The organism is Paraburkholderia sp., from assembly GCF_028283785.1.
Taxonomy (GTDB): domain Bacteria; phylum Pseudomonadota; class Gammaproteobacteria; order Burkholderiales; family Burkholderiaceae; genus Paraburkholderia.
This window is the reverse complement of record NZ_JAPWKB010000014.1, coordinates 329,495-350,469: the sequence shown is the minus strand read 5'-3', so window position 1 is coordinate 350,469 and position 20,975 is coordinate 329,495. Positions and strand designations below refer to the sequence as shown.

15 protein-coding genes are annotated in these 20,975 nt (G+C 64.1%); 4 read left to right on the top strand and 11 right to left on the bottom strand.

What is annotated here, in order from left to right; genetic code table 11:
• Positions 1-101: 101 nt before the first annotated feature.
• The 5 genes from PW947_RS17540 to PW947_RS17520 all read right to left on the bottom strand — a co-directional run bounded on the left by PW947_RS17540 (position 102) and on the right by PW947_RS17520 (position 5,001).
• On the bottom strand, positions 102-1,559 hold the full coding sequence (locus tag PW947_RS17540; RefSeq protein ID WP_299633614.1) for an MFS transporter: 1,458 nt from the start codon (positions 1,557-1,559) through the stop codon (positions 102-104).
• A 118-nt stretch (positions 1,560-1,677) separates the two neighbouring features.
• Complete coding sequence (locus PW947_RS17535) at positions 1,678-2,442, bottom strand: phosphocholine cytidylyltransferase family protein (RefSeq protein ID WP_299633613.1); 765 nt, start codon at positions 2,440-2,442, stop codon at positions 1,678-1,680.
• 24 nt (positions 2,443-2,466) lie between these two features.
• Complete coding sequence (locus PW947_RS17530) at positions 2,467-3,468, bottom strand: flippase-like domain-containing protein (RefSeq protein WP_299633611.1); 1,002 nt, start codon at positions 3,466-3,468, stop codon at positions 2,467-2,469.
• Complete coding sequence (locus PW947_RS17525) at positions 3,465-4,310, bottom strand: 2OG-Fe(II) oxygenase family protein (protein WP_299633610.1); 846 nt, start codon at positions 4,308-4,310, stop codon at positions 3,465-3,467. Before PW947_RS17525 ends, PW947_RS17530 begins: the two co-directional genes overlap by 4 nt.
• A gap of 7 nt (positions 4,311-4,317) precedes the next feature.
• Positions 4,318-5,001 (bottom strand): CDP-alcohol phosphatidyltransferase family protein, encoded by a 684-nt coding sequence (locus PW947_RS17520; protein ID WP_299633609.1) that lies wholly within the window; start codon positions 4,999-5,001, stop codon positions 4,318-4,320.
• A gap of 347 nt (positions 5,002-5,348) precedes the next feature.
• Here PW947_RS17520 and PW947_RS17515 point away from each other — a divergent pair, with 347 nt between their 5' ends.
• Positions 5,349-5,864 (top strand): hypothetical protein, encoded by a 516-nt coding sequence (locus PW947_RS17515; RefSeq protein ID WP_299633607.1) that lies wholly within the window; start codon positions 5,349-5,351, stop codon positions 5,862-5,864.
• 57 nt (positions 5,865-5,921) lie between these two features.
• Here PW947_RS17515 and PW947_RS17510 read toward each other — a convergent pair whose 3' ends face one another.
• Entirely contained in the window at positions 5,922-6,449 is a 528-nt protein-coding gene (locus PW947_RS17510) for a hypothetical protein (protein WP_299633606.1), read from the bottom strand.
• A 704-nt stretch (positions 6,450-7,153) separates the two neighbouring features.
• Between PW947_RS17510 and PW947_RS17505 the strand changes: the two genes are divergently transcribed.
• From PW947_RS17505 to PW947_RS17495, 3 genes are all read left to right on the top strand, one after another.
• Positions 7,154-8,308, top strand: coding sequence for a porin (locus PW947_RS17505; protein ID WP_299633605.1), 1,155 nt, complete (start codon positions 7,154-7,156; stop codon positions 8,306-8,308).
• 383 nt (positions 8,309-8,691) lie between these two features.
• Positions 8,692-9,036, top strand: coding sequence for a sugar ABC transporter ATPase (locus PW947_RS17500; RefSeq protein ID WP_299633604.1), 345 nt, complete (start codon positions 8,692-8,694; stop codon positions 9,034-9,036).
• A gap of 183 nt (positions 9,037-9,219) precedes the next feature.
• Entirely contained in the window at positions 9,220-9,756 is a 537-nt protein-coding gene (locus tag PW947_RS17495) for a metal-dependent hydrolase (RefSeq protein ID WP_299633603.1), read from the top strand.
• Between the two features lie 848 nt (positions 9,757-10,604).
• On the opposite strand, the gene PW947_RS17490 is transcribed toward PW947_RS17495, so the two are convergent.
• The 5 genes from PW947_RS17490 to PW947_RS17470 all read right to left on the bottom strand — a co-directional run bounded on the left by PW947_RS17490 (position 10,605) and on the right by PW947_RS17470 (position 20,913).
• Positions 10,605-11,408, bottom strand: coding sequence for a DUF2135 domain-containing protein (locus PW947_RS17490; RefSeq protein ID WP_299633602.1), 804 nt, complete (start codon positions 11,406-11,408; stop codon positions 10,605-10,607).
• A 122-nt stretch (positions 11,409-11,530) separates the two neighbouring features.
• Positions 11,531-13,381 carry a DUF2300 domain-containing protein gene (locus tag PW947_RS17485; RefSeq protein WP_299633601.1) on the bottom strand — a complete coding sequence of 617 codons (1,851 nt, stop codon included), beginning with the start codon at positions 13,379-13,381 and terminating at the stop codon, positions 11,531-11,533.
• Between the two features lie 13 nt (positions 13,382-13,394).
• A complete protein-coding gene (locus PW947_RS17480; RefSeq protein WP_299633600.1) occupies positions 13,395-18,332 on the bottom strand; it encodes an alpha-2-macroglobulin in 4,938 nt (1,645 codons plus the stop codon).
• Positions 18,329-18,982 (bottom strand): DUF1175 family protein, encoded by a 654-nt coding sequence (locus tag PW947_RS17475; protein ID WP_299633691.1) that lies wholly within the window; start codon positions 18,980-18,982, stop codon positions 18,329-18,331. Before PW947_RS17475 ends, PW947_RS17480 begins: the two co-directional genes overlap by 4 nt.
• Positions 18,983-19,041: 59 nt before the next feature.
• Positions 19,042-20,913, bottom strand: a complete 1,872-nt coding sequence (locus PW947_RS17470; protein ID WP_299633599.1) for a DUF2138 domain-containing protein — start codon at positions 20,911-20,913, stop codon at positions 19,042-19,044.
• Between the last annotated feature and the right edge of the window lie 62 nt (positions 20,914-20,975).

The window sequence follows — 20,975 nt, the reverse complement described above, 5'->3', positions numbered from 1 at the left end:
TCCCAAGGCAATGCTTCAGATGTTCGTGAAAAGTCCGTCTTCGGCTTATATCACGCGAGAACCGGTTTGCGAACCCGAGCGATTACGGTTGACTTACCGTTTCATGCGTCCGGCTGGGTGGCTTCGGCGGCGGCTTTGCCGGTGTCCCGATTGATCGTCGCGTCGCCGCGGCCGCCGCGCGCGAGCTCGTCGCCGGCGTTGTGCGGCAAGCGCGCCGTGACCGGAATCGATGCGAAAGTCAGCAGTCCGACCGCGAGAAATGCGGGCCAGAAATCGGTCCAGACGAACGTGGAATGACCCTGCGTCTGATGGGAAATTTGCAGCACGATCCCCGCTATCGTCACGCCGAGACCGAGCGAAAGCTGCTGGATCACGCTGGCCACGCTGGTTGCGCGTCCGACGTCGCGACTGTCGATATCCGCGTACGCGAGCGAATTCAGCGACGTGAATTGCAGCGACGGGAAAAAGCCGCCCACCAGCACGACGATCCAGATCAGCCAGAGCGGCGTGCCGGGGAAAAACAGCCCGTATCCGGCAATCACGATTCCCGCGAGCGCCGCGTTGACCATCAGCACGGTCCGGTAGCCGAAGCGATGCAGGATTCGCGAGGCCGCCGCTTTCATGAAGATCGAGCCGAACGCCGACGCGCAGGTGATCGATCCGGCGGCAAACGCGGTCATGCCGAGCCCTTCCTGCAACGCCAGCGGCAGCAGGAACGGCACCGCGCCGAGTCCGATCCGGAACAGCGAGCCGCCCGCGACGCTCGCGTGGAAACTCGGAATCTTCAGCAAGCGCAGATCGAGCACCGGCCGTTCGACGCGGCTTGCGTACCACGCGTACATCGCCAGCAACGCGACGCCCACGACGCACATGCCGACCGACACCACGTTCGAGACCAGTTCGCCGCCGACCATCGACAGCCCGAGCATAAACAGCGACGCGCCGCCCGCCGACAGCACGAAGCCGAGCCAGTCGAGCGGGCCGGGATCGGCTTCGCGGACGTTCTGGATGTACCGGTTCGCGAGCCAGATGCCGAGAATACCGATCGGAATATTGACGAAGAAAATCAGCCGCCAATGCAGATACGTGGTGATGAAACCGCCGATCGGCGGCCCGACCACCGGCCCGAGCAAGGCCGGCACTGTCAGATAGTTGACCGCGCGAATGAAGTCGGATTTCGGCACCGAACGGAAGATGATGATCCGGCCGACCGGCACCATCATCGCGCCGCCGATGCCCTGAATGAACCGCGCGATCACGAGCGTCACCAGCGATGTAGACACCGCGCACATCAACGAACCGGCCATGAAAATACCGATCGCGGTGCGAAACACGGTGCGCGAACCGAAGCGGTCGGCGACCCAGCCGCAGATCGGAATGAACACGCCGAGACCGATCACGTAGCTCGTCACCGCGAGCTTCAGCGTGACGGGATCGTGGCCGAGATCGCGGGCCAGAACCGGCAGCGATGTCACGAGCACCGTGCCGTCTACGTTTTCCATGAACATCGCGCACGCGACGATCAGCGGGACGATAAAGGTGCCGAGTGCGAGAGGCATGACGGAGTTCTTGAACGACGGAAAGCGCGCACGACGCGCTGAAAATCAACGGCCCAAAACGACGAAACCGTACGCCGGGGCGACCCGGCGTACGGTTTCAGGCCGCATCGGCCGACGTTCAACGCGAGGCGCTGACCAGCGGTTGCAGTTGCGGCAGGATGTCGTTGGTGGCGCGGATCACGTCGCCCGGGAAGTCGATTTCGACCCACGGTGCGCCGGTCACGTCGGCGGTGTCGAACACCTGGCTGCGTTCGAGCAGCAGATCGCGCACGGCTTCTTCGTGCGGCAGGTTCGCGCGGCCGCTCTCGACATAACCTGCGACGATTTCCGCGAAACGGGTCGCGGTGGCCTGCGTGAAGCGGAAGAACCCGACCGATTCACCGATCGTGTCGTAGTCCACGTTCACCGCGAGCTGCTTGCGCAGTTCGACCGGCACGCCATCTTTCAGACACAGTTTGACGGGTTCGTCGCCCGCTTCGAAATCGCGGTCGATCAGCAGACGATTCACCGTTTCGCCAACCACCAGCGCGCTCAGGATGCGCTCGTCGTACAGCACGTCGGCGTCCATCAGCAACACGTCGCCGCCGCGCGTCATCGCTTCGGCGACCGTGTGCACGGTCAGCACGCTGCCCAGATCGTAACGGTCGTTGATGACGGTTTCGACCGGATGCGGCCACGCGATGTCCTTCAGTTCGTCACGCACGCGTTCCGGCTCGAAGCCGAGCGCGAGCACGACTTCGGTGACACCGGCGGCGGACAGCATCTGCAGATGGCGTTCGAGCAGGCTCATGCCGTCGAAACGCAACAGGCATTTCGGGAACTGGGCTTCCGGCGGTTGCTGGAGACGCAGGCCGAGGCCCGCAGCGAGAATGATGGCACGCATGCGCGGTCCTTATTGAAAATCGGGTTAATCGACGACGGGCACGCGCGTCGCGCGCCGCCGCCAGTTTCTTTCGCTGAAATGCAGATACAGCAGGCCGGGCAAGCCAAGCAGCAATTCGCGCGCGCGTTTCGCGAGCGACAGCGCGAGCGCCGCTTCCGGCGGCAAACCGACCAGCGGCGCGAGCAGCAGATAACCGCCCTCTTGCACGCCGAGCGAGCCGGGAATCGCGAACGCCGCGCCACGGATCGCCTGACCGATGCTTTCGAGCAGCAACGCATCGACCCAGTCGACCGGATGGCCGAGCAGACGCAACGCGAGCCACACTTCCACCGTGCCGACGATCCAGCCCACGAGGCTCAGCGCAAAGCTCGCCGCCACGCGGCGCGGCTGACGATACAGCGTTTGCACCGCTTCGTCGACCGCATCGGCGCGGGTGGTCAGCGAAGACCAGTCGCGCTTGCCGAATACCTTCGACAGCACGCGCAACATCCGGCCGAACAGGCCGCGCCGTTGCGCGTAATAAAACCCGCCGATCATGCCGCCGAGCACGACGGTCGCGATCAGCGTCGCGGTGCGCAATTCGTGCAACGGACCATGCGACGCGTAAATGCCGAACAGCGCAAGGCCCAGCAGCGCGAACACGATCTGCGCGATCGCCTGCAAGGTCGTGCTCACCGTGATGGCGGCCGCCGCGTCGCGCATCCGCATCCCGCGTTGCGACAGTTGACGGACCATCACGACCGGTCCGCCGATCTGTCCGGCCGGCAACAAGCTGTTCACCGATTCGCCGATCCAGCGCGCGAACACCGCATCGCGTTGCGTGAGCGTGTCGCGGCGCGCGTCGAACATCACCGACATCGCGCCCGCGTCGAGCACCAGCGGTACCAGGTGGAACACGGCGACCAGCGCGAGTCCCCAGCCGGCGTTCAGCAGCGTCGACGCAACCGAACCCATCCCTTGCCATGCAAGCAGCGAAACGAACAGCGCGACGCCGATCGTCAACAAAATGACGGCCGCGCGACTCACTTTCCGGCTCCGTTGCCGCCGTGCGATTTTTGCGCGCCGGTGAGTTGACGGAACACTTGCCGGAACCCGAAATACGCGATCGCGTCTTTCATGTTCGAGATGAAGCGGCGCCACGGACGCATGTTCGGATCGGTCACGTATTCGAACGTCAGCGAGACGCGCATTTCGTTCGGACCTGCCGGCGTGACCCGATGCCGCAGTTTATCGCCATCAAAAAACACCAACGCGCCCGGCGGATATTGGACCGAACCCGGCTGATCCGGCACATCCGGGTTGCGCGTGTGGAGTTCGTAATCGAGGCGGCACGACGAATCGTCGATGACGCCGAGCAGCAGCGTGTAGCGGCGGCCGTCGTAATACGACGTGTCGTAATGCCAGCCGATGTGATCGCCGGGACGCGTGTAGTAATACAGCGCGTACGCATGCGGATCGTCTTCCGGCGACAGCATCAGCTTGTCGCCGCTGATCTGTTCGAGCCAGCCGATCAGTTCCTTCGAGCGATACAGATCCGCGATAAACGGCGCGAGACGATCGATCGTATGACGGCTGACGCTGCCGCCCTGCTTGTGACCCGGCAGGAAATTGCGGTTCACGCTGTCGAGCAGTTCGCGCGCGCTGTGCGCCAGTTGCGCGGTGACTTCCGGCGCGAGGAAATCGTCGAGATACAGGAACGCGTCCTGATCGACGAAGTCTTTGCGCAGCGACGGCGTGTCGAGCGTGTGGGTGCGGCTTGCGATGGCGGAATCGGGATCCGGCGCGGTGGCCGGCGTCGCGCCCAGCGATGCGGGCGTGGCGGCGAAAGAGGCTTCGGACATTGCGACTTCTTCGGTGGGCGTGCTCATGGATGACTTACTCGCTGGCCCACATCTGGCTGGTTTCAGGCACAGGCTGCGCAGCGCGGCGCATCACGCGCCGATAGTCGATCACGACCCATGCGGCGAACAACGGCGCACCGATCGATGCCGCGACGAGGAATGGCATCACGCCGCCTGTCAGCGTCACGAGCGGCAGCAGATACAGTACGTCTTCGGTTTCGAAACCGGCCATCGACGCCTGTTTGGTACCCGCCTTGCCCGCCATGTCCTCGATGCGCATCCGCAGGAAAAAGATCAGCGCGACCGCGATACCGGCCATCCCGCCGAGCACGCCCGCAGGCAGCGGCAAAGCAAGCGCATGCGTCACGCCCAGTCCGATACCCATGCCGAGAAACAGCATCACCGTCACGAGTGCATCGCACGCGAGATCGTAAAAATGACCGATGCGACTCGTCTTGCCGCTGACGCGCGCGAGTTCGCCGTCGGTGTGATCGACGAAGTTCGACAGCACGATCAGAAACGCCCCGGCGTTGCCCCACGCGAAACCGCCGCGAGCGAGGCACAGCGCACCCGCAACGCCGATCAGCAAGCGCAGCGTGGTCAGGTGATTCGGGGTAACCGGCGTATCGACGAGCGGCATGATGAGGCGGCGAGCGAGCCGCGCATCCCATGTTTTGGGCGGCGGAACATTCTTGGGAGGCGTGGGTCTCGAATTCATAACCCGGAAATATATACGGGATCGCAAAAGCTTGCTGTTTCCAAGCGCGAGTCTTTGGCGTTTGCGCAACTTTACGCGCACGGGAAACGCACCCGGCGCGAGCAGAATTTTCCGAACCCGGTTAAAGTGCGAACCCAGTTGCGCAAGCGCCTTGTCATATCGCGTGCGACACCTTTCGGGACACCTGCTCCTGAAGTCACGCCACGCGTTGAAAGACGGGCTTTTCCGCCAATTCGCGCGGACGCGCCGCACGCTCGAACGCGCTCCCGGTCACCCGCAAGAAGTACCGATGCAGACGCAACGCCGCCCTTCGTCCAACGACGAGATCGAACCGTGATGTGACGCTGATGAAACAGACTTTCTCCACCACACGCGCAATGCGCCCGACGTTCCCGCTGCTGTCGCGCTTCGCACGCGGCACGCTGGCCACGTTGACGAGCGTCGTCGTTCTCGCCGTCAGCGTGTTGCCGGTCTCCGCGCATGCCGTCGAAGCGGGCGCCGCGCTCGACGCGCCGCTTACGTGCAACGAATCCGCACATGCGTTCGTCAGCGCACTGGCGGCTCAGCAACTGATCGATCCGAAGCCGATGCGCGTCGAAAGCAATTCGATCAATGCATTCTGGCCCGCGCGCGGCGCGGCGATGACCGCGTTCGGCTTCCGCGTATTTGCAGTGGTGGGCTACGAGAAGGACGATCCGATTTTCCGCGTCGGCGACGGTGCGCCGTTGGCGAATTCGGCATATGGCGTGGTGGTGTTCGGCGGCGAATCGAGCGTGCAATCGGCGATTACGACGGCGGGCAGCACCGCAATCGTTCACCACGTCGCACCGCATATCACCGCGATTTTCTGCAAGCGCAGCTGAGGCTCGCGCCACGCGCGACCGCATCACGCGGCGCGCGATCCAAGCCGCCGCGATGCGTCAGCCCGGCCGGCGAAACTCGTTGTCCACCCATGCCACCGCGCTCGCCTTGCTGAGCTTGAAATTCGGTGCGACCCGCACTTGCGCGAGCCGCTCGCCGAACGGATCGAGCGCGGTCAGCAGCGCGTAGGGATCGTCTTCATCCGGGACGATGTCGAGCGTGATCTGCAATTCGTCTTCACCATCCGCCGACGCAACCGACACGCTCTTATGCAGTTGCGCACGCAATTGCTGCTCGTGACGTCGCAACACTTCCGACGCCGTTTTCACCAGCGTATTGAACGCCGACGTATCGAGCGGCTTCGGATTCTTCTTGTCGCGGCCCATTGTCCACGGACCGATCAGCGCCGGTTCCGGCTCGCCGTCCTTGATCATCGCAACAGCCCAGCCGTCGTCGTCTTCGTTCTTCATCACGCGCGCGGTCCAGCCGTCGTCGCGCCACAACCTCGGTTCACGCACCGTCTCCGGCGTATCGGACACGGTTTCGTCGGCAGCGTCGTCGGACGGCGGGAGGGCGTTTTCAGTCATTGCAGTTTTGCTCGGAGTCATGGGGCTTCTTACAGCACGAGCGCCGAATTCTACCTGCCCCGCTCCGATCGGATGCGGCCCTATGTCGTCCAGCCAGGTACGCAAGCGGCATGTTGCGCCCGCTCCCGCTATTCGATTAATTTAATGTTTCCAACAAAAGTTCATTAATTCGAATGACGATTTTATACAATGATTATTGCCGATTTCATAATGCAGGTCAGACGTAATAAACTAAACGGCCAAAAAAAAGCGCGACACAAGGTCGCGCTAAAAATGAAAAAGACACCCTTGGTCGAGGGGCAGGAATCATTGTAAAAGCGTCTCGCGACTTTATTGTCTACGCAGACTGGAAGATAGCCTTGCGCAATACGCGGTGAATCGGGTCTTGATCTATCGGGCGAATGATGATCCGCCCGCAAAGCCGCGCCGCAGGCCGCTTGGCGGCCCGTGGCACTTGCGCAACAGCGCAGCATTCGAGCCGGCTGACAATGATCCCAATCACGCCTGAAAAGCCTTTATTAATCGACACTTAAGACGATTCCTTTTCGCCATTACCGTTTTTGAAAATTATTGTTGCGATTCGCGACATCAAAATAATGGAGGGTACGAATACACTTCGGTGCGAATCGTTAGTCATGAAGGCGACATCTGCCGCATGTACTCAACCACTCGATTCTCTACGCACTGTCTTGGAGTTACGAATCATGAAAAAAACCCTCATCGTTGCTGGCATCATGGGTGCCTTCGCTATCAACGCTCACGCACAAAGCAGCGTGACGCTGTACGGCACGCTTGACGCCGGTCTCGTGTACTCGAACAACCAGGGTGGCCACAGCAACTGGCAACAGGGCAGCGGCACGGTGTCGAACACGTACTTCGGCCTGAAGGGCAACGAAGATCTGGGTGGCGGTCTGCACGCAATCTTCACGTTGGAAAGCGGCTTCAACATCAACAGCGGCGCGTACTCGGAAAGCAACACGATTTTCAACCGTCAGGCCTACGTCGGTTTGAAGAGCGACCAGTACGGTACGGTGACGCTGGGCCGTCAATATGACTCGATGGTCGACTATCTGGCGCCGCTGTCGGAAACGGGCGCGGGCTACGGCAACAACCTGGCCGCTCACCCGTTCGACAACGACAACCTCGACAACTCGTTCTCGGTCAAGAACGCGGTCAAGTACACGAGCACGAACTACGCAGGCTTCACGTTCGGCGGCCTGTACGGCTTCAGCAACGACGCCGGCCAGTTCTCGAACAACCGTGCGTGGAGCGCGGGCGCATCGTACGTGAACGGCCCGTTGAGCGTTGCCGCTTCGTACCTGCAACTGAACAAGTCGGGCAGCAGCGACAACCTGAGCGGCGCGGTTTCGCAAGGTGACGGCACGGCGCAAATCGCAGCGAACCTGCAACGCACGTTCGGCGCGGGCATCAACTACGCGTACGGTCCGGCTAACGTCGGCTTCGTGTACACGCACACGCAACTGGACGGCATCACGGGCGTGAACGTCGGCGGCGAAACGCTCGGCGGCGTCGCGGGTACGAACCTGCACATGGACAACTACGAGCTGAACGGCCGCTATGCACTGACGCCGGCGTTGAGCCTGGCAGCAGCGTACACGTTCACGAACGGCCATATGTCCGGCTCGAACGGTTCGGGTGATCCGAAGTGGCATACGGTGTCGCTGCAAGGCGACTACTCGCTGAGCAAGCGTACGGACGTGTACCTGGAAGGTGTGTACCAGCACGCAACGGGCGAACTCGGCAACTTCGGTGCGAACGTCGCGTCGATCAACACGCTGACGCCGTCGTCGACGGCTAACCAGACGGCTGTTGCTGTCGGTCTGCGTCACCGCTTCTAAGAACCTGCTTCCGGGACGCTGTTCCCGGAAAACGGTCACATGTAGCAGGCAGGCCGGATGTATCCATCCGGCCTGTAACACAACGCGCACGCAATACGATTGCATGCGCGTTTTTTTGCGTCTCGCGCCAGCCGATGGCGCGTGCTGCCAGGTGACGATACCGTTCGCGAAACGTGCTGCGAGACCTGCGATCGGGTGGCCTGCGACGCGCAGGTATACTGGTCTTCAACCGCGGATTCGACTGCAAGCCTATTGATGGCCGATCATCAGCGAACTGCAAGCGAAGCGCGGTTTCGTCGCGGAGCGATAGCTCCGCCCGCGCCCCAAGTTCCCGCTTATGTCGTGCTCACTGCTGATGACCGGGGACGCCGACGATCCATCTCATGAAAAGACTTCTTCTGCTGGTTCCCACTGTGCTGTTCGCCGCGTGCGGTTCGTCGGGCGGTCCTACCGCGCGCGACGCGTCGAAGCCGTTGATGTATGTGTCGTCGCAACGCAGCGCATCGTATGTCGCCAACTGTCTCGAAGGACGGCTCTCGCGCGTCAACCGGACGATGGCCGGCGCGACCACCGAGCTAGCCGTCGGCTCCAGTTCGAATACTTCGTACTTCGTCACGTTGATGCCGTCGCAAATCGGCTCGATCATCAAGGTCATGCGTCCCGCAGATGCCCCGGACGATCCACCGGAACCGGAAATGCGTTTCGACATCGCGCGATGCGCGGTGTGACGTCAGGCCGTCCGCGCTAGCACCGGTAGTTGCGAGTTTCAGCACTTGCGAGAGAGCTGAAACTCGCACGAACGTAACAACGATATTTCTTTTGTTAGCGGGTTCGCTGACGCTGTCAATTTCCCCGCCGTTCTGAGAACATTCCCGCCCTTTATTTTCGATGCGCGACACGCGCGTCTTTGCATGGCTTCCAACAAAGCACATCACGCGACCGGCTGGGCGGCCGGTTTGATCGCAGCCGCGATCGTCACGCGAAGCGGCGCATCGGGCGCTGGGTATATCTGGGCGATCGGCAGTTTTATCGCTGGCGTAGCGGGCGCGACCGCGCCTGACTGGCTGGAGGTCGCGTGGTGGTCGCGCTCGCGTCGGTTGTGGATTACGCATCGGACGTTGACGCATTGGGGCATCGGTTGGCTGGCGATGCTCGCGGTGTCGTTTCATCTGCTTGGCGAGCGGCAAGGTGCCGGTGGCGTGTGGGGTGGCGTGGCGCCGGTGGTGTTTGGGTTTGCCTGTGGCGGTGTGATGCATCTGCTCGCGGACTGGCCGAATCCGCTTGGTGTGCCGTGGATTTATGGGCGGCATTCGTTACGGTTGTGGAATAGCGGGCATTGCGATTTGATTGTCGTCGCGGCGGCGTGGGGGGCGGCTTGGTTTGTTGCTTCGCATGTTTGGGTGCAGGCGGGGGGGAGGGTTTTGGGGGTTTTTAAGGGGTGGTTTTAGGGGTGGTTTTGTTGGCCTGACGGCTGGGGTGTTTTTTTGCGGTTGGGTTGGGTTGGGTTGCCTCGGTTGTCCCGGTTTCACGTCGGTATGCCTGGATCGTCCCTGTGCGGGACCGCACCTACTTTTCTTTGCTCGCGCAAAGAAAAGTAGGCAAAAGAAAGCGCGTTTACACCGCCACTCCGTAGCGAGTGGCGTTTATTCATTATCGGGTAGTGGTCCGCGCACGATTTGAGTTGCCGCGCCGCTTAAGCTAGTGACAAGGCAGTCATTCGTTCCGGCTGTTCGCTCCGCGACAGCCGACGGGCACAGCCCCGTCTTTATCTCTCGGCGTCATTCGTGCGCCGAACTCCGTCGGTCACAACACCCACTTTCCTGGCATGCGCCGGGCGGTTCTCGCGCGCAAAATTCCTGGCAACCAGGAACGTCGAAACCTTCGTGAAGTTGGGCGAATGCCGTGGCGCAAACCGGGCTTCGATCCGAAGCCGGAACCGTCGAAAAAGCGGGCAAATGACGTGGCGCAAATGGGTTTTTGAAGTGGGCTACCGCCGCGAAGCGGGCGGGATGTGCGGGCGCGGACCACCACGCCAAACCGACCGACCACTCCAAACGTGCGCGGTCCACTACCCGATAATTGATAGCCGCCACTCGCTACGAAGCGGCGGGGTAAACGCGCTTTCTTTTGCCTACTTTTCTTTGCGCGAGCAAAGAAAAGTAGGTGCGGTCCCGCACAGGGACGATCCAGGCAAACCAGCGTGAAAACGGGACAACCAAACCGGGCCAACCGAGCAAACCACCGTGAAAACAGGCCACGCACGCCAACCCAGGAACAACCAACCCAACCCAAACCCCTAAGGCAAAACAAACCTCTTAACCAACGTCAACTCCCCAGCCTTCCGCATCGGAACCCTCACCATCTCCGTCTTTTCACTCGGCGTATTTTCATCCGTGATGATCGAAATCTGCGCGACCGTCATATCGCCACCGCCCCCACCACTCCCGTAATAATTCACATAAACCAGATAAGCCCCCTTCAACGGCGAAGCCGACGAATAAATCTCCGGCCCGTATCCCGTCGTCACGTCCACATCGAGCGCGCCGCCATTCGGCGCAACCCGATCCGCATAGAACGTATGCACGCCATCCGGCGACACTACGTGCAAATCCAGATCGGTTCCGTCCGTGTCCCACGCGAGCACGATCCGCAAGCGCGGCTGGGTCTTGCCGCTGTTGCCGTCGTAAAACTGGATGCGCTTTTGCGCGCCGCCCGGCGCCCGCAATTCCACACTATTGCTGCCGCCCGCAAACGCATAAGGTCGCGAGAAATCGCCGTCTTCGTCGATACGCTGCGGTAACGGCGTCCCGTTGACGATCAACGTGCCCACCGACGTCCCCGCCTTTTTCGGCGCATTGCGGATATGCCCGGTAATCAACGCGAACTTCGATTGCCCATCGGGTGTCGAGACCGCTACCGCCGGATAGTGAACGTCCTGCGTGTACTGCGCGCTGTCGCCCGTCGTATTGCGCCAGCCGTTCAACGGCGCATCGAAATCGATATCGGCTGCGCTCGCCGGTTGCGCCGCACCGGCGCATCCCAACACCAGCCACACGCATCCGGCCAGATACCGCGCGCCCGACCGGATAAGAATCGCCATCGTCGAAACCCGGCTCGACGGCCCACGCATGCCCCGACGCAAACCGCATATCGAAGTCGGTGTCGCAGACGGGCTCGCGCCGTTCATGCGCAGTCCGTCATCGTTCGAATCAAAAAGACGTGTCATTGGATCGGATTCTCCGTGCGCACCAAGGTCCGCGCCGTGCGCTCGACGAACGCTTCGTCGACGCCGCGCGGATGATGCTGAAACGCGAGGTGCACATACTCGTGCGCCAGCGCGATGCGGTCTTCTTCCGTCTGAAGACGATAGACGTACAACCGGTTGCGTTGCGCGTCCGCGTACGGACGGCCTTCGCGAACGGCACACACTGCCGGCAAATCCGGCGCTTCGTACCCTGCGACGCCGTCCAGCCGCCGCGTCCACTGCGCCGCGTTTCGACGCAGCCAGTCACGCGCGCCGGCAACCGGCTCGCAGTCGCCCGACAACGGACTGTCGAACGAAGTCAACGTGGCTTGCGGCCAGGTTCTGGCGAGGATCGCGTCGAAGCGCATGCCGTCCTGCGCCAGCGACTTCGCGGCCAGCCAGCTCATCTGCCCCGCCGACGCCTTGTCGTGGTGATACTGAACCGGCACGCCGGTCAGCACCAGCGCGTCGGTCTGATCGGCGGCGCGACGTGCGGCGGCATCGGCGGCGCGCGGCAACACGCGCTGCGTCGCGCTGCTGTCGTCGATCCGCCAGCAACCGTGATCCCGCCGGCCATGCTGAACCAGATAGCTGCGCGCCGCGACCGCCAGCGCCTTTGCCGCTTCCGGCTCACGCGCGTCGCCTTCGCGCTCGACCACCCGCGCGACGTAATCGTTGATACCGAATCGGCCCGTCACACGCGGCGCACCGTCGACGCGTCCGAGCATCAACTCGCCGCGACTCTCGATCCGCAACGCATTGCCGTTGACGAAGCCCACACTGAACACGCCGTCCAGCGGTCCGCCGACGACATCTTTCGACGTCGCTTGCCCATTGCCGCCCGATACTGCCGATACCGCCGACACCGCCCGCACCGGATATCGCGCGAAGAAATCGACCAGCACGCACGCGTCGTCGTCCGGCACATCGATCTGCGCGATCAGCGGCGCGACGTGCGGTGCCGCTGCCGCGAGCACGCGCGCACTGCCGCCCGGTCCGCCGAGCCAGACCGGCGTGCCGTCGGCGAGCCAGCCCGCTGCGCCGCCGATCGACGCGCCCGGCTTCGATGGATCGGGCATCGTCCACGTCTTCGCGCGCAACAGGCTGCCGTACCACGGCAACGTGCCCTCGCCGCGTCCGATCGTCAGCACCGAAACCAGCGTGCCCGACGCGGCGATCCGCGCGCGCGGCGGCATCGCGTGCAATGCGGCAAGCAGACTCGCGACCGGCACGCGACGCTCGGCCGTCAGTCCGTGCAAATCCTGCAACCATGCGGGCGCGTGTGCGGCGCGCCAGTAATCGCGCCATCCGGACGGATCGAGTTGCAGACGGGCCGGTTCGAAGTAGCGACCGCACGACTGGACCAGCGCGTGCTCGCGATCGACCCGGCCGCCGGTCATGCAGCAATACACCTCTTCCGGATCGCCGCCGTTGCACACGTAATCCGCCGACGCGATACCGCGATCCACCAGATAGCCGTAGACGAACAGTTTCCACACGCTGCCGAGCGGCGTCTGCAAACCGGGCGGCAACGCTTGCGGCGCGATGTGCGAAGCCGCTGACGTTGACGCGGTATCGGCCGAACGGTTGTCGAACTGCCAGAGTTGCGCGTCGCCATCGCGCAGCCACGCAAAACGCAACGACGACGACACCGCCGCCGCGCCTGCCGCACCGTCTTCACCGCCTCGTGTCTGCGCGGCGACCGCGCCTGCGCACGCCGCCGCGACGCACAACACGAACGACGCCCGCCACGCGCTCACCGCACGCGGTCGCGGTCGCGGTTCGATCATCGCCCGCAGCATCGAAAGCATCGACAGGATCGCGCGCATCGTCTGGTCTCGCCTACTCGATCCGCAACGTCGTCAGCCGGTCGCTCTTGCCGCCTTCGAACGCCTTCGCGTCCGGCTGATACATGCGGAAATAGCGCGCAGGCGGCATCGCGAACGCACCCGGCAACGCGAAGCGCACCAGCTGACGCAACGTCACCGGACGATCCAGCAACGGCACCGGCTGGTGATACGACATCTCGCCCATCTCATAGGTCGCGCGACGCTGGAACGGTTGCGGCCCGCTGCCGCCCTCGCCCTGCCCCGGCAAACCGTCGATGCTGACGCCCCATACCGTGGCTTCGACTTCGCCGCCAGGCGGCAGCGGCACATCGAGCAAACCGTAGTGGAACGCACTGCCCGCACGCGGTTTCAGCGTGACTTCGTCGACGTACAGCGCATTGCTGTCGAGCGCGTCGCCGGCTTTCACGAGCTTCGCCGAAAACGTCGCGCGTCCCGGCGGGTTGTCCTTCGCGGCCTTGTCCTTGCCCGTATCGCCGGACACGACGGGCGCAACCGGCACCAGCTTGTACCAGCGGCGCTCGATCGTCACCGGCAGGCGCGACGCCTGCGCGGCGCGACTGCGGAAGCTCACCAGCGCGCTGACATCGGGCCGCGCCGCGCCGATATCGAGCGTGGCCGGTTGGGCTGCGCCATGCCACGACCAGACCGGCGAGCCGGTCGGTGTGACGCTGCGCTGCCAGCCCGCGCCCTGCAACGACGGCAAGCCGTTCGACGACGCCGCAGCGCCCATGTCGCCGCCCAATGCCTTGCGCAACCACAACAAGGTCAGCGCACGATCGATCGTCGGATAGTCCGTGCTGCTTCGGGCCAGCAACGCGGCTGCATCGATGCCTTCGCCGCCTGTCATCGACAGCAGACTCTGCGCAAGCGGCGCGGGATCGGCGGCAAGCGCGGTTCGCGCCGCCGTCGCGGCCGCATCGAAACCGTCCGGTACGCTCGCGTTGACGCCGCGCGCGAGGTACGCGGTCAGCACCAGCGCGAGCCGCGTGCCGCGCGGCGAATCGGCTTGCGCGAGGACGATGCTGTCGGTCGCGGCGAAGGTAGCGGGATCGGCTTTCGGAGCAGCTTTGGGATCTACAAGCGCGGCATTGGCCTGCATCAACTGGTCGGCGACCCCCGACACCGGCGTCGCGACCGGCAAGCCCATCTGCTGCATCAGCCACAACGCAAGCGCACGATCCAGCAGCGGTTCCTTTGCGCTTGCATCGCGATACACATCGAGCGCGTGTTGCCAGTTCGACGGCGGCAATGTGATGCCGAGGCTGCGACTGGCGAGCCAGTCCGCGTAGTACGCATAGGCCGTCATCAACGCGCTGCCGCCCGTCGTGTCGCCCCACCAGCCGAACGTGCCGTTGACGCCCGCCAGCATCGCGAGCCGCTGGCGTTCGTTGCGCAACAACGTGTCCAGCGGCTGCGGCGCATCGGAGCCGCCTGCCGTGCCGGACGTGCCTGATGCGCCGGACGCGCCGGACGCGCTCGCGGCATCGCCGCGGCCGAGCGCATCGTGCGCCAGCGCCAGCGGAATCAGACGGCTCGACGTCTGCTCCGCGCATCCGTACGGATAGGCGATCAGGTCGTCGGCGACCCGCGAAAACGCGCCAGTCGCGCCGCTGACGAAACGCACGCCGACGTTCTGCGCATCGGGCGCGAGATTGAGCGGCTTGCTGGCGGCGTCGAGTGCGATCGTGGTTTGATGCAGATCGAGCCAGCCGCTTGCGTCGAGCGTCAACGTGGTTTGCAAGCGGTCCACGTCCTGCCCCGCGCGCCGCAGCGACGCGTTCACCACGCCGCTTTTCAGCGCGGCGGACGGCACGCGCAGATAGTTCGCGCCGCGCTTGAGCGTGACCTTTCTGTTCACGCTCAAACCACCGCCATCGACGATCCAGTCGGCATCGATATCCGCATCGGTCTGGTTGAACGCGATCATGTCGAGCGCGGGTTGATCGTCCGCGCGGAAATGACTCGGGCCGCTCCACTTCAGGTACAGCGGTTTGTCCGAACGCACGTAAGCGGTACGCTGCCCGACCATGCCGTCGGCCGACGCCGCACGCACCGTGATGCGCCAGCGCGCCAGCGAATCGGGCATCCTGAAGCTCATCGTGGCGTGACCGTTCGCGTCGGTCTTCAGGTTCGCCTGCCACGCGGCCGTGTCCTGATCGTCGCGACGCGGCCGTTCCAGCACCTTCACGCCGCGCTCGTTGTAGTTCGCGCGCTGCGGGCCGCCCGGCGCGCCGCGCAACGCGGACATCGCGAGGTCGTAAGTAATGAACGACAGGCTCGACGACGTGCGCACGTTATTACGACGCGGGTGATAGAAGAAATCGACGATATTCGGCGCAATCTCCGGCTGCAACACGTACACCATTTCATCGACCACGCTGACCGTCAGGTTCGCCGCCTGCGGCTTGCCGTTCAGCGCACTGGTGAGATCGAGCGTGACGGTGTCGCCCGGCGCATAGACCGCCTTGTCGCTTTTGACATCGAGCGCGAGGCTCGGCTGTTCGACGACGATCCCCGCGTTCTGGAACACGTATTCGCCCGCATGCACGTACAGCACGGAGAACGTCATGTTCGGCGCGAACGCGGGCCCGACCTTGATGCGCGCCTTCCATTGCGACGGCGCGACGCGTTGCAGGCTCAACCAGTCGCCGCCGGACGACAGCAACGCGCGTCGCTCGACGTTATCGCGCTCCAGCGTCAGCAATGCATCGTCGACGGGTTGCGGAAACGTGATCAGCGCTTCGGCGGTATCGCCCGCGCGGTAACGGTCGCGGTCGAATACGATCTCGAGGCTGCCCGGCACCGCTTTCACGCCGTCGCCCGCCACCCAGTGACTCGTCGCGGCCAGCAGGTTGCCCGCGTCGTCCTTGACCGAAACCGTGTACGAACCCGGTTCGTCGAAGGGCACCGAAAAGCGGGTTGCCAGACCGGGCGCCGCGGCTTTCACGACGCCGTCGCGCTTCGTTCGCGATTCGAGCCGCACCCATTCCCACTTCGTCGGCGCGTGTGCGCCGGCAGCCGTTTTCGCATCCGTCGCGCCGAGCGGCTCAAGCGCGAATTCGACCGCGTCTTTCGGCTGCGTGAACGACTTCGCGCTGCTCAACCGGTACGGCGTCACACCACGCGCGATCAGCACTTCGCGCGTCACGCGTACGCGATACGCCGCGCCGTCCTGCGCGAACAGCGTGAGCGCGTAACGGCTCGGTTCCTGCGCGGCGGGCAAGCTCAACGACGCGTTGCCGTCGCTGTCCGTTTTCAGTTCCTGCTGTTCGAGCTTGACCGGAAACAGGCCCGCGTATTTCAGTTCGCCTTCGACCATCGTGACTTTTTGCGCGCGCAAGGTCACGGAGACGGTGCTGTCGCGCACCGGCTTGCCGTCCGGATAGCGCAACTGGATCTTGCCCTTCAGCGGTTCGCCCGTCGCGTAGTCGGCCTTGTCCATCGACAGGTCGATATCGAAGTGCGGCTTCACGTATTCGGCGACGCGAAACGCGCTGCCGTACAGATCGCCGCGATAGTCGAAGCGCAGCGTATAGCCGCCCGCCGTGGCCGCCGACGGCAACGTGAACGCGGTGTCGCCGCCCGCGTCGGCGGTGAAATGGACGGTGCGGCTGGCCACCGGCGCGCCGTTCGGATCGATCACGTCGAGCCGGATATCGGCGTCTTGCGGCGCGGACGACTGCGTCGCGCTCTGGAACGTGCGTCCGATGAACTTCACATGCACCGGATCGCCGGGGCGATACATCGGCCGGTCGGTCACGGCGTAGAGCTTCGTGTTGTAGATCTCGCTGTCGTAGTAGAAGTTTTCGGAGACGAACACGCCGCCGGCCGGATCGACGCCCAGCACATAGCTGCGCTCCGGGCTCACATGCGCGAGCGACAGCGCGCCGTCGTCGCCGGTCGCGCCGCTTTGCAATACGCCGACGCCATCGGTCCAGCTCACGCTGGTACGCGGCACCGGCTTGCCGTTGTCGCGTCGCGCGGTCCACACCAGCAGTCCGCTCGACGACGCCTTCACCACCGCCACCGTGTCCGACACGAACAGCAGCGTATGCGCGCGGTAATTGCCGATCATCGCTTCGACCAGATACAGACCCGGCGGCAGTTTGCCGACCGGAATCATCACGTTGCCCGACGCCGGCTCGATAAAGTTGCTGCTGCTCCCTTCGAGCTTCACGCCCGCCGGCGGCTGGATCGTTTTGGCGTCCCAGATCGGATAGCGGAATCGCGCGACCAGGTCGTAGCCCTTGAGCGGCGCGAATTGCGCGGCCGGAGCGAAACGGGTCGGCTTGCCGGTCTGATCGCCGAGCTTAAGTTGCGGTTGCGCGTCGGTGGCGTTGCTGCGGGTCGCGTAGGACAGCACGCGTTGCCATGCGCGGCGCGCGTCGGTGAACCACCGGTCCCACAGATACGCGAGCGTGTTCGCCAGCCCTTCGCCCTGATAGTTCGGCGCGATGGTCAGACGATGCAGGTTCTTCTGCGCCTTCAGGAATTCGAGCGGTTTCGGCACCCGATACACGACGATATCCGCGCCGCCGTAGCCTTCGAGTTCGCTGCGAAATTCGCGGCCCGGCGCTTCGAGCCGCACCTGCGCCACCTGATCCGCGCCGAAGCTCGCATCCGACAACAGGAAGAACGGCTGGCCGTTGATCTTCTGCGTGTCGAAACCGCTTGGCGGCGTCGCTTGCAAGGTCGGATTCGCGGCGATGTTGTCGTCGTCGGACTGTTCGGCTTTCTGGTCGGAGCCGCCACCGGATGCAGGCTGCGCGGCTTGTGCGGCTTGCGCGGCTTGGGCGCAGGTCGGCGCAGCGGCGAACGGCAGCGCGACGAGCATCGTCACGAGCCACGCCGCCAGCATCGCGCGGACGCGGACAGCGGCAGGAACCGGACGCGGGTTCGACAGATGAAGATGAAGACGAATGCGCGTCATGGCGTCAGAAAGTCGAGTCGGAAAACGCCGACGAAGTTCGGATTGCCGTCGAGCGGCTGCCAGCGGGAATCTTTCCATTGCATCAACTCGGAAACGGCGACGGCGCGCAGACCGGTATCGGTCGGCGTGACGGTGCCGGTGTGGTAGGCGATGTAGCGGTCGAGCCAGATCATCAGATGCTGATCGTCGCCCTGGTCGAAGAACAGCAGGTCGCCAGGCAACGCCTGGTTCACGTCTTTCGATACGAAACGGCTGTTGCGCTGAACCAGCGCGATCGCCGACGCGTAAGCGCCGATGCTGCCGTCGAGCTGCGTCCAGCGATTCGTCAGCGTGCGCTGCGCTGCCGACAGTTGCAGCTCGGGCGGCAGGCGGCTCGCGTCGGCCGCGCCTGACATCCCGTTCGCGCGCAACCAGCGCGCGTCGTGCGGCTTCAGCGCCTCGTTGGCGGCGAAGCGCACGAGACCGGCGCAATCGCGCTGGGTCCAGCGCGGCGTCGGTCCGCGTCGCAATTGCTGATCGACGATACGCACGAACCACGCGCGAAACGCGGCGGTCTGTTGCGGCGACAACGCGTCGGGATCGGGCGCGGGCGCGTTGCCGGACAACGCGTGTGCGAGCGGCACGGGCGCGGCCACATACGCCGCCACCATGCCGATGGCGGCGGCCACGGTTTTCAGCGCGGCGCGGCGACGTCGGAGTGCGTGCATCGTCAGTCGCCTTGCGTCGCCTGCGTGGGCTGGCCGCCTTGTGGGTTTTGCACGCCGGGTGCGTCGGGCGTGGCCACGGTCGGGTCGGCGTCCGTTGCCGGATTAGCGCTGGATCGTTCGAACTGCCAGTCAACCGGCACCCATGCGGTCGATCCCGGCAACGACGCCGGCAAGCTCAGCGACAGCGACGGATAGTGGGCAAGCGCGCGCAACTTCGGATTCAGATGCGTGCGTGCGGCGTTACGGAAGATCGCTTCCTGATCGGCGGGCAACGCGGCGGCAGCTTCGCGTTCGACGAGTGCCGCCGCCGACGCGGGCGTCAACGTCAACACCGTGCGCGACAAGCGCTGCGGCGCGAGGGTATCGGCGAGTGCGGGATAGCGTTTGTCGAGCACGGCCAGCGTGTCGTCGACGAGTCGTGCATCGGGAGAAAAAATCAGATAGCCGTGAGCCAGCGCGAGCGTCACCGGAAAGTAACGATCCGCCGACAGTTGCGACGCGAACGACGCCTTGCTCGCGAGCGCGGTGCCGGCGCGCGCGCTGACCGGGCGCTGCCATAGCGTGACGTCGGCGCTGCGGTCGGTGGTGGTGACGGGGAGACGGCGGTATGCGTCGGCGGTGCTGCTGGAACCGCTCGTTCCGTTGGCGTCGCCGCGTTGCGCGGCGCGCGCTTCGTATGCACCGATCACGTCGCCGAAGGTTTTGCCGAGCGTGGCTTTCAACGCGGTCATCGACGCCGCGTCCGCATTTTTCACACTGGCGATAAACACGGGTGCGACCAGCGTGGATTTCGCGTACCAGCAAACGGCGGCGGGCCCGCTCAACGCGGCGGTCAATGCGGCTTTCGCGTCGGGCGCGGCGTCGGCTGTATCGATCTTGCCCAGCAAGGCCGTCGCGGCGTTCCAGTCGGCCGGGAGACTCGCGCACGCGGCCGGGTTCGCCGGCAACGCTCGCCACAGCGCAGCGCTGTTCCATTGTTGCGGCAGCCTGGCCGGGTCGATCAGCGCGGCCGTTTGCCAGTTCGCGCCGGTGCCGTTCGTACCGGTGCCGTTCGTGCCGTTAAAGTCGAAGCGCAACGCTTCGATGCCGGGGAAGAACGTCTGGTAGCCAAACGACAGATAGTTCGCCGACACGATCAACCGATGCCCGTTCGGCGCATCGCCCGATGCCTGCAACCCGTAGGCGCGCGCGGCGTCGTCGTTGCCCGACGTCAGCAACGTGGCGACCGCATCGCCGCGATCCGACAGCACGCCGCCCTTCGCGTCGAGCAGCACGCCCGGCGCGGACAGCACGACGAGCCGGTCGTCCTTCGACGCGAACAGCAACGTGTGGCCGACCGCCAGCTTCAACGCATAGACCGGCACGTCGTTCGACAGCTTCGCGACCTGGCTCAGTTGCGCATCGCTCGTGGCGACGCTGGCGAACGCCTGCAGGAGTTTGGCGAGGCCATTGCGTCGGATCGACATCACCCAATAGCCGAGGCGGCCGTCCGGCGAGCGCCACAAGAGCACGTGTGCAGGTTCGTCGAATACGCGACGCAGCAGTTCGTCACGAAAATCCAGTTGATGCTCGAATGCGAGACGACGCAATGCGCCTTCTGCGGACAGACGCGTGGGATTGGATTCGTAGTAGTCGACGAAGTCTTGGGTCAGCACATCGTGCAGTAGCGGGACTTTGAGCAGATCGCGCGGCAGTCGCGACAGCGCTTCGCTGTCGATGACAGCGTCCGGATGGTGAATGTCCAGCTGGATCTCGCCTTCGGCTTGCGGAGCCTGCTTGCGGCCGAATGGATGGAAGATTGCCTGGGTCAGCGCGGCGGCCAACGCGAGCAGTAACACGGTCAGAACGATTACCCTCTTGCGCGGCATCTTCATGTTCTTTTCAATGCAGTAAGGTCGCGGTGATGATAACCGAAGATGCTTTTGGGTTTGTCCTC

What these genes read in the sequence shown, in the direction of transcription:
- PW947_RS17485 (WP_299633601.1), bottom strand. Translation starts at nt 13,381, where the DNA reads ATGCGCGCGATCCTGTCGATGCTTTCGATGCTGCGGGCGATGATCGAA.
- PW947_RS17490 (WP_299633602.1), bottom strand. Translation starts at nt 11,408, where the DNA reads ATGGCGATTCTTATCCGGTCGGGCGCGCGGTATCTGGCCGGATGCGTG.
- PW947_RS17510 (WP_299633606.1), bottom strand. Translation starts at nt 6,449, where the DNA reads ATGACTGAAAACGCCCTCCCGCCGTCCGACGACGCTGCCGACGAAACC.
- PW947_RS17540 (WP_299633614.1), bottom strand. Translation starts at nt 1,559, where the DNA reads ATGCCTCTCGCACTCGGCACCTTTATCGTCCCGCTGATCGTCGCGTGC.
- PW947_RS17475 (WP_299633691.1), bottom strand. Translation starts at nt 18,982, where the DNA reads ATGGTGGCGGCGTATGTGGCCGCGCCCGTGCCGCTCGCACACGCGTTG.
- PW947_RS17525 (WP_299633610.1), bottom strand. Translation starts at nt 4,310, where the DNA reads ATGAGCACGCCCACCGAAGAAGTCGCAATGTCCGAAGCCTCTTTCGCC.
- PW947_RS17480 (WP_299633600.1), bottom strand. Translation starts at nt 18,332, where the DNA reads ATGACGCGCATTCGTCTTCATCTTCATCTGTCGAACCCGCGTCCGGTT.
- PW947_RS17505 (WP_299633605.1), top strand. Translation starts at nt 7,154, where the DNA reads ATGAAAAAAACCCTCATCGTTGCTGGCATCATGGGTGCCTTCGCTATC.
- PW947_RS17515 (WP_299633607.1), top strand. Translation starts at nt 5,349, where the DNA reads ATGAAACAGACTTTCTCCACCACACGCGCAATGCGCCCGACGTTCCCG.
- PW947_RS17470 (WP_299633599.1), bottom strand. Translation starts at nt 20,913, where the DNA reads ATGAAGATGCCGCGCAAGAGGGTAATCGTTCTGACCGTGTTACTGCTC.
- PW947_RS17500 (WP_299633604.1), top strand. Translation starts at nt 8,692, where the DNA reads ATGAAAAGACTTCTTCTGCTGGTTCCCACTGTGCTGTTCGCCGCGTGC.
- PW947_RS17535 (WP_299633613.1), bottom strand. Translation starts at nt 2,442, where the DNA reads ATGCGTGCCATCATTCTCGCTGCGGGCCTCGGCCTGCGTCTCCAGCAA.
- PW947_RS17495 (WP_299633603.1), top strand. Translation starts at nt 9,220, where the DNA reads ATGGCTTCCAACAAAGCACATCACGCGACCGGCTGGGCGGCCGGTTTG.
- PW947_RS17520 (WP_299633609.1), bottom strand. Translation starts at nt 5,001, where the DNA reads ATGAATTCGAGACCCACGCCTCCCAAGAATGTTCCGCCGCCCAAAACA.